We start from the raw sequence: 11,967 nt of genomic DNA, 5'->3' as shown, positions 1-11,967 counted from the left end.
GCCCGCAGTAGGGAGCGGCGTCCTTAGGTGTTTGCGTCCTTCGCTGTCCGGTATAAATGCCTAGTTTATGAGTGGTGACAAAGCAGCGATACGTGGCTGGACGCGGACACAGTCGCGTCTGGGGCGTCAGGCAGCGCGACCGGTTGTAGTTTTCGGGCTACTGTCCAGTCTACTGGGTGTTGGGCAGGCGTGGTGTGTAGCAACTGTTCTCGGGCATGCCCTCGTCGGCCTTGTCTCGGGTGGTGGCGCACAAACCCTGGTCTTGTGGCCCATCCTGGCTTTTGCGGGGTTAGCGCTCCTTCGTGCCCTTATTATGGCATTGAGCGATACAGCAGCCGCCAAGGCTGGAATTGATGCCCGACGCAGGCTGCGCGGGGAGGTGCTGGCCTCCATCCTGACCGGCGGTCCGGCATTGCTCCGCAAAACCCATAGTGGCGAGCTGGCAACAATTGCGGTCGATCGGGTGGAAGCTCTGGACGGCTTTTTTGGCCGTTGGGTGCCTGCTTCAGTTCTGTGGATTGCTGCACCTCTGCTGATTTTACTGCCCGTAGCCTTCATTCAGCCGCATGCTGCTTTGGTGCTTGGCCTGTGCGGCGCAGCTGTACCATTTGGGCAGGCTCTGTTTGGCATTGGCGCTGCCGTGGCATCCCGCAATCAATTTTTGGCGATGACCCGTCTGCAGGCCCGTTTTCTGGACCGCGTGAAAGGGATTGCCACCATTGTGCTGGCAGGCCGCGCCGATGATGAAACGGAACGACTAGGGCAGGCCGCCGAAGAACTGCGGCAGCGCACCATGAAAATTCTGCGCGTTGCATTTCTGTCTTCTGCGTCTATTGATTGCGCCATGGTCATAGCACTGGTGCTGATCGCCATTATGGACGGCAAGCAGGCCATGACACTGCTGTCTGGCGGGGTTTCTCCGGCTCTGGCGTATACACTCACTAGTGGATTGTTTGTGCTGCTGGTGATTCCGGAATTTTTCGCACCTCTACGTGGGCTGGCTCTGGCCTATCAGGATCGCGCGCATGCTCAGGGGGCCGCTACGGCCATTCTGGATCTGCCCGAGGCTCTGCCGCGCCCGTCACCCGATGGCGCGCGCACCGTGAATGCCTCCGGCGTCATGGTGTCTCTGGAAGATGTCTGTTTTACGTGGGATCCCGCCCGTGGGCCTGCGCTGGACCATGTCAGCTTTACCGTTCCCGCCGGGGAAACCCTGATTCTGGCAGGGCCTTCCGGTTCTGGTAAATCGACCATTATGGAACTGCTGCTTGGCTTCATTCAGCCGGATAGCGGGAGTGTGCGATTCAACGGGGCACCGCTGGACAGTATTGTTCCGGATTCCCTGTCCCGCATGATCTCATGGATTGGCCAGAAGCCCGTTCTGTTCGCCGGAACGCTGAAAGACAACATTCTGTTTGCCCGCCCGGATGCGGATGAGGCAGACCTGATGGCTGCGGTGAAAGCGGCTGCTGTGGACCAGTTTTTACCGTCTCTGCCGGATGGATTGGAAACACGGATTGGGGAAGGGGGCTTTGGTCTTTCTGGTGGTCAGGCCCAGCGCATTGCCATTGCTCGCGCTTATCTGAAAAACGCCCCCATCCTGTTGCTGGATGAACCAACCGCGCATCTGGACCCAGCTACCGAAAAAAGCGTTTTTGAAAGCCTGCAACGTCTGGCGCTGCGCCGGACGGTTGTTCTCGCCACCCATTCCGCAGCCGTACATATGTTTAACGGACGGCGTGTGGACCTCCAGATGGGCCGCGTTGTGGCACGGCAGGGAGCCGCGTGAGATGAAAATTTCAGACCAGACAGACGGCAGTACCCCGGCTTTGACAGACCGCCAGGCCATTTTGCGCATTCTGAGCCTCTGGCATCGTCAGGCGCCCCGGCTGATTATTGGCGTCATGCTGGCGCTGGTCGCCCTTTGCCTTGGGCTGGTGCTCATGCAGGCTTCCGGGCTTCGGCTGGCCAGCAGCGTGCTGGGGGAAGTGGTTATCACGACTGCGCTGTTGCGCTGGGTTGGTGGTGGGCGCGTTATTCTACGCTATGCTGAGCGGCTTTTTGCGCATGATGCCATGTTCCGTGCGCTGGCTGATCTACGTGTCTGGTTTTTCCATTCTCTGGCGCAGGGTGCTGCTGCCGGGCTGGGGTTCCGGCGCGCGGGCGACATGCTCTCCCGCCTTGTGTCTGACATCGGCACACTGGATGGGCTGTATCTGCGTATTCTGGTGCCGTTTGCCTGCGCATGCCTGACGCTGCCCATTCTGGTGATTCAGCTTGGGCGGCAGAGTGTCGTTCTGGGCATACTCGTAGGTGTGCTGTTTGCCTGCTCTGCGTTCCTCGTGCCTTACCTGATTGCCAAATCTGGTCGGGCGGAAGGGGAACGTCTGGGGAAAAACCTCGCAGCGTTACGCATTGGTGTGCTTGATCTGGTAGGCGGCTTGCGGGAAATCCGTGCCTTTGGAGCAGAAGGACGCATTCTCTCCCATGTTCAGGCAGATGATGCTGCCCTGCTTGCTGGCCAGATGCGGCTGGCGCGTCGGGCGGCGTATGCCAATGCCTCTACTTTTCTTTGTGGGCAAGCAGCAATTTTTCTTGTTCTTCTGGCTGCCGCTGGCGCGTTTTCCCTTCATATTTCCGCATTGGCTGCGGTTGGTATTCTGTTCTTGACCGTTGCTGCTTTTGAAAGCGCTGGGGCGCTGACACGGGCTGGTTTGCAGGCTGGTGTTATGGGGGCTGCGGCGCGGCGTGTGGTGGAAGTCGCCGCCAGTACGCCTAACGCCACACAGCTCGCGGCGCAGACCGATGCACCGGAAGACACGCATATTCATCTGGAAGGCGTAAAATTCCGCTGGGCTCCAGATCGTCCGTTGGTGTTTGATGGGCTGACGCTGGATATCCCGGCAGGCGCACGGATCGCCATTCTTGGTCCTTCAGGCGTCGGGAAATCGAGCCTTGCTGCGTTACTACTCAAAGCCGCAGTGCCGGAAGCCGGAAGCATCACGCTGGGCGGAGAAGAAATTTCTCACATCAAGGCGGACTCTCTTCGTCGTCGCATGGCATGGCTCTCTCAGGCCACGCATCTGTTTGATGACAGCATTCGTGCCAACCTGCTGCTTGGCCGCCCGGACGCCACGGAAGATGATCTGTGGAAAGCGCTGGAAGACGCAGCCGTTGCGGACGTCGTCAAAACCCTGCCGGACGGACTGGATACCTGGCTGGGTGAAGGCGGCATTAAACTGTCTGGCGGGCAAGGACGGCGTATCGCACTGGCCCGAACCCTCCTGACGCAGGCTCCCATCCTGATTCTGGATGAGCCCGCCACCGGGCTCGATGCCCAAACCGAGCAGGACTTCCTGCGCACGCTTAATACCGTAACAGAAGGCCGCACCGTGATCCTGATTGCACACCGCCTGACTGGCGTGGAAACACTGGATCGGATCTGGCGTCTGTCCGGCGGGGTTGCAACGGCCGCCGCCGCCTGAGCAGTAGACGGAGAAGCCTCCCTGGTCGCAAAGCGCGAAAAGAGTTGGCTTCCCGAAAGTTTTACAGGCAGATTTATAAAATTACTTTGAGCGTCTTTTTATCGTGTTGGGGATCATCATCATGCGTCGTCTGCTGCCTCTTCTGGGCCTTTCCATTCTTGCTGCGTGCGCCTCCCAGCCCGCGCGTAAATATGTCGTCTTCTTTTCCAATCAGTCTGTGGAACTGAATGACACCGCCAGAAACGTGATTGCTGAAGCTGCGCGGAAGGCCGAGAGCCACCCCGGCAGCATTGTGCAGGTTGAAGGCTATGCCGCCGCCGGGGGGGACCTCTCCGCCGATGCTCTGATTGCCATTCAGCGCGCCAAACTCGTGGCAGCGACCCTGCATGAGGATGGTATCTCCGGAGACCGTATCCGCCAGACGCCGCGCGCTCCCACCAATGGCGAAGGCATGACTGTGGGCGCACGTCGTGTGGAAATTGAACTGGTGAATCCCTGATTTTCGATGACTGAGATACAAACCGACATGACACCTCCGGCTCCTGCTCTGGCGCGGGATGCCGGGGGGCGTGACCGGTTTGTGGGCACCAGCCCGAAAGACGTTCTGCACGCCGTTTTCGGCTTTCCCGATTTTCGGAGCCTGCAGGGGCAGGCGGTCGCGTGCGTCATGGAAGGCCGGGACGCCCTTGTCCTGATGCCAACAGGCGGCGGTAAAAGCGTTTGCTATCAGGTTCCTTCCCTTTGCCGCCCCGGCATGGGGCTGGTCATTTCTCCCCTGATTGCCCTGATGGATGATCAGGTCGCCGGCCTACGACAGCTCGGCATTAATGCCGCAGCACTCCATTCCGAACTGGAAGGAGATGAGGCCGCAAAAATCCGTTCAGATCTGGCAGCCGGGCGCGTTGACCTGCTGTATGTATCCCCCGAACGTCTGCTTTCCCCCGGCACGCTGGAACGGCTGACGCGGCAACCTATTTCCGTCATTGCGATTGACGAAGCCCATTGTATTTCTGCGTGGGGGCATGAATTCCGGCCGGAATATCGCGCGCTGGCCTCGCTCCCCAAACATTTTCCCAATGTTCCACGCATTGCGCTTACTGCGACAGCCGACGAACGCACGCGGGAAGATATCCTCACTGCGCTGGATATGCCGCACGCCGAGGTGCTGGTTTCCAGCTTCCATCGCTCCAACCTCAATATTGCAGCACTCCCCAAAGCCTCGGAAATGCGCCAGCTTACCGCCGTTCTTGAGCGGCATAGGGACGAGGCCTGTATTGTCTACTGCGGCAGCCGTGCACGGACTGAGCGTATTGCCTCAGCCCTACGGGACAAAGGCTGGACAGCACTCGCTTTTCACGCCGGTCTTTCCGCCATTGAGAAGCGAGCCGCCTTGCTGCGGTTCCGTTCAGGCGAGCCGATTGTGATTGTGGCAACGGTCGCGTTCGGAATGGGAATTGACCGACCCGATGTGCGGGCGGTTATTCACCTCGACATGCCCGGCTCTCCGGAAGCCTATTATCAGCAGATCGGGCGGGCAGGGCGTGATGGCCTGCCGTCTGAAACCGTGCTGCTTTATGGTGGCGAGGATATGGCCCGCGCCCGCTACTGGCTGGATCAGTCCAGTGCACCTGACAGCGAAAAACGCATTATGCGCAGCCGTCTGGAAGCCATGATTGCTCTGACGGAAACGACCGGCTGCCGCACACGGGCCTTGTTGCATTGTTTTGGCGAAACGCTGGAAGGCCCATGCGGCCATTGCGATAACTGCCGTTATCCCGTTGTGACCTTTGACGGCACGGATGCCGCCAGAAAATTCCTGTCCACTGTCTATCGCACCGGGCAGAGATTTGGTGCGCTGCATATCATCGCCGTGCTGCGCGGCAAGCTGACGGATGCGGTGGAACGCAACCATCATGACACGCTGTCGGTCTGGGGCATTGGGAAAGATAAAAGCGAGCCGTTCTGGCGCGGAGTGGGGCGGCAACTGATTGCGCGCGGTGCCTTGCGGAGCGAAGGACAATATAGCGGCCTTGCTCTCAATCAGGAGGTCGCCCGGCCCATTCTGCGCGGGGAAGAATCTGTCAGTCTGCGGGCCGACGCTACGCAGGAGCTGGAAAAAGCGGCCAGCCGCACCCGCACACCGGAAACGCTGGCAGAGCTGCCGGAAGAGAAGCAGGCTGTATTTGCCGCCCTCCGGAACTGGCGGCTGGATGAGGCGCGGGAGCAGGAAATTCCGCCTTATGTGATCTTCCATGATTCCGCCTTGCGGGACATTGCGCTGGGCATGCCGACCAGCCTTGCCGAACTCGGGGAAGTGAAGGGCGTTGGTCGTTCCAAGCTGGAGCGCTATGGGGAAGCCGTTCTGGCGGTTCTGAAGACCGCACAGGGAGTATAAAATGGCCTCCGTAGACGAAAGGCGCGCCCGTATCCTGCTCTTTGTGCAGCAGCAGGGCTATGTGGCGAATGAAGATCTGGCGAAAGCCCTGCATGTCACGGTGCAGACTGTCCGGCGCGATGTGAACAGCATGGCGGCGGAAGGGGCTCTGGCGCGGCATCATGGGGGGGCCAGTGCGCTCTCTTTTGCAGAAAATATTGCATATTGTGATCGTCAGATTCTCAATCTCTCACAGAAAGAGGCCATTGGAGAGCGCGCGGCGGCGGCGATCCCGAATGGAGCCTCTCTGTTTATCAATATCGGCACCACGACCGAGGCTTTCGCTCGCTCCCTACGGATGCACAGGGCCCTGCGCGTCATCACCAACAACATTCACGTCGCGAGCCTGCTGACGCCGGCCCCTGAATGCAATGTTGTGATTGCGGGTGGTACGGTCAGGCTGCGGGATGGAGGCATTGTCGGCCCGGCTGCTGCGGCCATGATTGAGCAGTATCGGGCTGATTTCGGCGTTATTGGCATTAGCGGCATTGATGAAGACGGTACGCTGCTGGACTTTGATGTGGATGAAATTACCGCAGCACAGGCCATCATCCGAAACTCACGCACCGTCTTTCTGCTGGCTGATCACACAAAGTTCAGACGGCGCCCCATGGCCCGTGTGGGGCACATTTCCGAAGTCAGCGCGTTCTATACAGATCAGGCGCCGCCTGAGGGTATCCGCGGCATCCTAAAAGAGGCAGGCGTCTGTCTGCATATCGCAAACGAAAGCCAATTTTCGGAAAAGAAAACAAAAAAGGATTTCTGAGCCGGTTTGCGTCACATTAAAGCCATTGTTTTTGGCTTACATTTTCGGATACGAATAAGGCCAGTGTCCCGTTTTGGTGTAATTGGAAGAAAAAATGTCAGATTCCGCTCCTTCTCCTGCACAGCCCTATGATCTTCTGATTGTTGGTGGCGGCGTTAACGGCGCGGGTATTGCGCGCGATGCTGTTGGACGCGGAGCCTCGGTTCTGCTTGTCGAACAGGATGATCTGGCAAGCTATACCTCTTCCGCCAGCACCAAATTGATTCACGGTGGCCTGCGGTATCTGGAATATTATGAATTCCGTCTGGTGCGTGAAGCGCTGACAGAACGTGAGCGTCTGCTGGCCATGGCGCCGCACATTATGTGGCCGATGCGTTTCGTGCTGCCACATTCCAAACTGGTGCGCCCGGCGTGGATGCTTAAGGCCGGGCTGTTCCTTTACGATCATCTGGCGTCCAACATGACGCTGCCCAAGTCCCGCGCCGTTGATTTCCGCACACATTCTTCAGGCCGTCCGCTCAAGCCTGAATACACCAAAGGCTTCGTGTATTCAGATGGGTGGGTGCAGGATAGCCGACTGGTGGTGCTGAATGCACTGGATGCCGCTGAACGTGGCGCTGAGATCCGCACCCGCACCCGTCTGATCAAGGCGGACCGGGTCAATGGCGTCTGGGAAGCCGTTCTGGAAGATCGTGCCACCGGCAAGACCAGCACGGTACGCGCCCGTGCGCTGGTGAATGCCGCTGGCCCGTGGGTTGCCAAGCTGCTCTCTGAAACCCTGAAAATTCCCAATTCCAAATCCGTGCGGCTGGTCAAGGGCAGTCACATTATTGTCCCGCGCGTGTTTGAAGGCCCGCAGGCGTACATCTTCCAGAACCCGGACAAGCGTATCGTGTTCGCCATCCCGTATGAGCAGAATTATACGCTGATCGGCACCACGGATATCCCGTGGAAAGAAGCGCCCGGCACCGTCGGCATCGCGCCGGACGAAGTGACCTATCTGTGTGAAAGCGTGAATCGCTATTTCCAGACGCAGGTCAAAGAAAGCGATGTGGTCTGGAGCTATGCTGGCCTGCGTCCGCTGTATGATGATGCCTCCGCCAACGCGTCTGCCGTCACACGGGATTATGTGCTGGATCTGGACACCACAGACGGCGCCCCGCTGCTCTCCATCTTTGGTGGCAAGATCACCACCTACCGCAAACTGGCGGAGCATGCTCTGGAAAAACTGGCGCCGGTGCTGCCGGTCGTTGCGGGGGCAAGCTGGACTGCCAGCGAAGTGCTTCCAGGCGGCGATATTGGGGAAGGCGGCTTTGCGGGTGCTCTGGCACGCCTGCGTCGTGCTGCTCCCTGGCTGCCGGAACAGCTTGCATGGCGGCTGATGCGCAATTATGGAAGCCGGGCCTATGAGATTATCGGTGAGGCTACCTCCATGCAGGACATGGGCGAACTTCTGGGTGGGGATTTGACCACGCGTGAAGTCGATTACCTCATCGGCAAGGAATGGGCCCGCGCACCGGAAGATGTTCTGTGGCGCCGCAGCAAAATGGGCCTGCATTTGAACGAGGCTGAAAAGAACGCGGTTGCAGACTATGTAAAGAAGAAGGTAGCCTGATTTTTTAATCCCAAGCCATCTCTTTCCAAATAAAAAATAAAAAGAGGAAAGTATGACAACCACCCAACGCGCCTTGATTGGCGAACTGATCGCTGAATGCATTGCGGTCTTTATCATTATTGTTTTTGGGGATTCCGTAGCAGCGATGTATGCGCTCTACGACCCCAGCCCCTATAAAATGGCGTATTGGGGCGTCTGCATTGTCTGGGGACTGGGCGTGACGATCGCCATTTACGTCACGGGCGCAGTCTCCGGCACGCACGCCAACCCCGCAGTGACACTGGCGCTGGCCTGTTACCGCGGTTTTTCATGGAAAAAAGTTGTGCCCTATTGGGCAGCGCAGGTTGTCGGCGGCTTTCTGGGTGCGGTGATTGTCTACACGCTCTTCTCGCCTGTCATCGCGCATTATGCCGCCGTTAACCATCTGGACTGGCGTCATGACGGAGCGGCGGCTGGCGTCTTCTTTACCCATCCGGGCGATTTCATCACCCCGATGCATGCGTTTGTGGATGAGACCATCCTGACAGCCATGCTGCTTCTGGGGATTTTTGCGGTAACGTGTGAATACAACACGCAGGCCCCACAGGCGAACTCTGGGGCTCTGATTATCGGCCTGCTTGTGGCAACAATCGGCGCTTCCGCTGGCTATCTGGAAGCGTGGGCCATTAATCCGGCACGTGATTTCGGGCCGCGTCTGTTCTGTTATTTTGCCGGGTGGGGGGAAGCAGCTTTCCCGTCTCCTGGAAATTACTGGTGGGTGCCGGTTGCCGGACCGCTTCTGGGCGGTGTAGTGGGGGCCGGGTTCTATCAGGGGGTTGTAAAACCCTTCATGCCAGCGATCGTTCGGGCCCGGCAGCCTGACGTTGCTCAAGATTAATTGCTCCAGCCATAAGGATAACGTGCGATGAGCAAGCAAGATTACGTATTGGCGATTGATCAGGGCACGACCTCTACGCGCAGTATTGTGTTCGATCGGAATGCCCAGGAAATTTCAAGCGCCCGTCAGGAGTTTGCTCAGCACTATCCTGAACCTGGCTGGGTAGAACATTGCCCCGAAGATATCTGGAACGACGCGAAAGCGACAGCCACCGCAGCGCTGGAAAAAGCCGGTGGTACCAGCCGCATTGCCGGGATTGGCATCACCAACCAGCGCGAAACCATTGTTGTGTGGGAACGCGCAACCGGTAAGCCGATCCATCGTGCTATTGTCTGGCAGGATCGTCGCACGGCGGCCGTGTGCCAGAAACTGCGGGATGAAGGGGCTGAGGCTCTTGTGCGTGAGCGCACCGGCCTGCTGCTGGACCCCTATTTTTCCGCTACCAAACTGGCCTGGCTGCTTGATAATGTATCCGGCGCACGGGCCAGAGCAGAAAAGGGCGAACTGGCGTTCGGCACCATTGATTCCTTCCTGCTCTGGCGCCTGACCGGCGGCAAGGTGCATGCAACGGATATTACCAATGCGGCCCGAACCCTGCTGTTCGATATCCACACGCAGAAGTGGGATGATGATCTGCTGCGTCTGTTCCGTATTCCGGCCGCTCTGCTGCCAGAAGTGAAAGACAACAGCACCATTTTTGGTGAGACAGATCCGGCTCTGTTTGGCCGCGCCATTCCGATTGCCGGCATGGCAGGGGACCAGCAGGCTGCTGTGGTCGGTCAGGCGTGTTTTGCTCAGGGCATGGCCAAAGCCACCTATGGCACAGGCTGCTTTGTGTTGCTGAATACGGGTGAAAAACCCGTCACTTCCAAAAACCGGATGCTGACGACCATTGCCTACCGTATCAACGGCAAGACGTCTTACGCGCTGGAAGGCTCCATCTTTGTAGCCGGTGCCGCTATCAAATGGCTGCGTGATGGCCTGCATCTGATTACGCATGCGTCGCAGACAGACGATATGGCAACGCGCGTCCCGCACAGCCACGGCGTTTACATGGTACCGGGGTTTGTGGGGCTTGGCGCTCCGCACTGGGACCCGGATGCACGTGGCCTGATCTGCGGCCTGACGCTTGACGCAACTGCCGCCCATATTGCGCGTGCCGCTCTGGAATCTGTTGCCTATCAGACTCTGGATCTGGTCACAGCCATGACGCAGGACGGGGCAGGCACAACTGAGGCTCTGCGCGTTGATGGCGGCATGGCTGCGAATGACTGGTTCTGTCAGTTCCTGGCCGACATGCTGCAGGTCAATGTTGAGCGTCCGAGCAACATTGAGACCACGGCTCTGGGCGCAGGGTTCCTGGCCGGGCTGGCAACTGGCGTCTGGGAAAATGAAAAGACGCTGGCGTCTGAATGGGCTCGTGGCGCACTCTTCAAGCCTTCCATGGCGAATGAACAGCGTAAGACCATGATTGCTGGCTGGCATCAGGCCGTGAAACGGACCCTGACAAACCCGACCTCAGTGTAACCTCTCTAAGTCGCTCTCTTTTCCTCCCGGCGCAATCCTCATCATGAGGACATAACCGGGAGGAAAAGAAATCCTGCCTTCAGGGCGTTGGCTCAGCCTGATCCAGCTTAATTGTCACGCTTTTGGATGAGCCTCCCAGAAAGCTGAAGGTAAAGGAAACGTCCTGTCCCGGCTGGACAGAGGCGTCCGGATCCAGACACAGCAGATGATACCCCCCACGTGGAAACACGAGGGTTGTATGGGCGGGTAAGGAAAGATGCGTAAACAGGGACAAAGTGCCCGGCGTGCTTTCCTGATCAGAATGGTGCCCGACCAGCGTCCGGCATGCTGAAGACCGGATATCGGTCATCAGATGTGCGTTGCCGCCATTATTCGCGATTGTAAAATAAACACCTGCCATGCGGTTTTCACCCTTGATGAACTGCATGCTGGTGTTGGTAATAATAATATCGTTCTGGGCGTTATCCTGGCCAGGCAGAGATTTGTCGGGGTCCCGATCTTCCGCCATAACGGGGGCGGAGAGGGCCAGACCAGCCAGCATTGTTGCGACACAGCCAGCACGAAAACGCATTTTCATCGTAACTCCAGTTTTTAATAGCCCGTGACCGGTATAAACTGGTGGGGCAAAAGAATTTTATTGCGGCCACTATACCGCAATATCGCGCCAGAAGGCCAAGCTTGAAAAAGCACCGGCCCTTTCGGTGCCAGAGTGAGAAAGGCTCACGTCACGATGCGTTGCCCTTTTTGTGGGAACCCGGATAGTCAGGTCAAGGACAGTCGTCCCAATGAGGAAGGCTCGGCCATTCGCCGGCGTAGAGCCTGTCTGTCCTGCGGCCAGCGTTTTACAACAGTCGAACGCGTACAGCTGCGCGATCTGATTGTCGTCAAGGCTGATGGACGCCGCGCGCCGTTTGAGCGGGAGAAAATTACCCGCTCGATCCGGATCGCTCTGCGCAAGCGCCCTGTGTCGGAAAGTAGAATCGAACAGATCGTCACAGGGCTGGTGCGTCAGCTGGAGGCGACCGGGGAAACCGAAGTGCCTTCAGCGCGTATCGGGGAACTGGCCATGGATGGGCTGAGAGAGGTTGATACCGTCGGATATGTCCGCTTTGCCAGTGTGTACAGAGACTTCACGGAAGGCCGGGATTTTTCGGAAATTCTGACGTCAATGGACTCGTTAGAACCTGATTCGCAGGAAAAGACTGGACCTCGTGGCATAAAGAAGCCATGAAACCCCGCTCCCTCATACGGGTAGCAGGAGAT

10 protein-coding genes are annotated in these 11,967 nt (G+C 58.2%); 9 read left to right on the top strand and 1 reads right to left on the bottom strand.

Annotated elements, in window-relative coordinates:
• The first annotated feature begins 67 nt into the window (after positions 1 to 67).
• From cydD to glpK, 8 genes are all read left to right on the top strand, one after another.
• A complete protein-coding gene (gene cydD, locus ACHQGU_RS07350; protein WP_395496330.1) occupies positions 68 to 1,789 on the top strand; it encodes a thiol reductant ABC exporter subunit CydD in 1,722 nt (573 codons plus the stop codon).
• 1 nt (position 1,790) lies between these two features.
• Positions 1,791 to 3,485 (top strand): thiol reductant ABC exporter subunit CydC, encoded by a 1,695-nt coding sequence (gene cydC / locus ACHQGU_RS07345; RefSeq protein ID WP_395496329.1) that lies wholly within the window; start codon positions 1,791 to 1,793, stop codon positions 3,483 to 3,485.
• Positions 3,486 to 3,606: 121 nt separating this feature from the next.
• Positions 3,607 to 3,984, top strand: a complete 378-nt coding sequence (locus ACHQGU_RS07340) for an OmpA family protein (RefSeq protein ID WP_395496328.1) — start codon at positions 3,607 to 3,609, stop codon at positions 3,982 to 3,984.
• A 27-nt stretch (positions 3,985 to 4,011) separates the two neighbouring features.
• Positions 4,012 to 5,880, top strand: coding sequence for a DNA helicase RecQ (gene recQ / locus ACHQGU_RS07335; RefSeq protein ID WP_395496398.1), 1,869 nt, complete (start codon positions 4,012 to 4,014; stop codon positions 5,878 to 5,880).
• A gap of 1 nt (position 5,881) precedes the next feature.
• Positions 5,882 to 6,685, top strand: a complete 804-nt coding sequence (locus ACHQGU_RS07330) for a DeoR/GlpR family DNA-binding transcription regulator (protein WP_395496327.1) — start codon at positions 5,882 to 5,884, stop codon at positions 6,683 to 6,685.
• 94 nt (positions 6,686 to 6,779) lie between these two features.
• Positions 6,780 to 8,300, top strand: a complete 1,521-nt coding sequence (glpD, locus tag ACHQGU_RS07325) for a glycerol-3-phosphate dehydrogenase (protein WP_395496326.1) — start codon at positions 6,780 to 6,782, stop codon at positions 8,298 to 8,300.
• A gap of 52 nt (positions 8,301 to 8,352) precedes the next feature.
• A complete protein-coding gene (locus ACHQGU_RS07320) occupies positions 8,353 to 9,177 on the top strand; it encodes an MIP/aquaporin family protein (protein ID WP_062273686.1) in 825 nt (274 codons plus the stop codon).
• Positions 9,178 to 9,204: 27 nt separating this feature from the next.
• The gene (glpK, locus tag ACHQGU_RS07315) at positions 9,205 to 10,704 is read left to right on the top strand and encodes a glycerol kinase GlpK (RefSeq protein WP_062140366.1); all 1,500 of its coding nucleotides are present in this window, start codon (positions 9,205 to 9,207) and stop codon (positions 10,702 to 10,704) included.
• 79 nt (positions 10,705 to 10,783) lie between these two features.
• Here the strand turns inward: glpK and ACHQGU_RS07310 are convergent, their stop codons facing one another.
• Positions 10,784 to 11,281, bottom strand: a complete 498-nt coding sequence (locus ACHQGU_RS07310; protein WP_395496325.1) for a copper chaperone PCu(A)C — start codon at positions 11,279 to 11,281, stop codon at positions 10,784 to 10,786.
• 153 nt (positions 11,282 to 11,434) lie between these two features.
• Here ACHQGU_RS07310 and nrdR point away from each other — a divergent pair, with 153 nt between their 5' ends.
• The gene (gene nrdR, locus ACHQGU_RS07305; protein WP_062140362.1) at positions 11,435 to 11,935 is read left to right on the top strand and encodes a transcriptional regulator NrdR; all 501 of its coding nucleotides are present in this window, start codon (positions 11,435 to 11,437) and stop codon (positions 11,933 to 11,935) included.
• The last annotated feature ends 32 nt before the right edge of the window (positions 11,936 to 11,967 follow it).

The organism is Acetobacter sp. KSO5, assembly GCF_044094635.1.
Classification (GTDB): Bacteria; Pseudomonadota; Alphaproteobacteria; order Acetobacterales; family Acetobacteraceae; genus Acetobacter; species Acetobacter cerevisiae.
The sequence above is the reverse complement of the archived record's forward strand: the minus strand, read 5'-3'. Positions and strand labels throughout refer to the sequence as shown.

Bases quoted from the DNA above. Each gene is read 5' to 3' on its own strand.
- cydD (WP_395496330.1), top strand. From the start codon at position 68: ATGAGTGGTGACAAAGCAGCGATACGTGGCTGGACGCGGACACAGTCG.
- cydC (WP_395496329.1), top strand. From the start codon at position 1,791: ATGAAAATTTCAGACCAGACAGACGGCAGTACCCCGGCTTTGACAGAC.
- ACHQGU_RS07340 (WP_395496328.1), top strand. From the start codon at position 3,607: ATGCGTCGTCTGCTGCCTCTTCTGGGCCTTTCCATTCTTGCTGCGTGC.
- recQ (WP_395496398.1), top strand. From the start codon at position 4,012: ATGACACCTCCGGCTCCTGCTCTGGCGCGGGATGCCGGGGGGCGTGAC.
- ACHQGU_RS07330 (WP_395496327.1), top strand. From the start codon at position 5,882: ATGGCCTCCGTAGACGAAAGGCGCGCCCGTATCCTGCTCTTTGTGCAG.
- glpD (WP_395496326.1), top strand. From the start codon at position 6,780: ATGTCAGATTCCGCTCCTTCTCCTGCACAGCCCTATGATCTTCTGATT.
- ACHQGU_RS07320 (WP_062273686.1), top strand. From the start codon at position 8,353: ATGACAACCACCCAACGCGCCTTGATTGGCGAACTGATCGCTGAATGC.
- glpK (WP_062140366.1), top strand. From the start codon at position 9,205: ATGAGCAAGCAAGATTACGTATTGGCGATTGATCAGGGCACGACCTCT.
- ACHQGU_RS07310 (WP_395496325.1), bottom strand. From the start codon at position 11,281: ATGAAAATGCGTTTTCGTGCTGGCTGTGTCGCAACAATGCTGGCTGGT.
- nrdR (WP_062140362.1), top strand. From the start codon at position 11,435: ATGCGTTGCCCTTTTTGTGGGAACCCGGATAGTCAGGTCAAGGACAGT.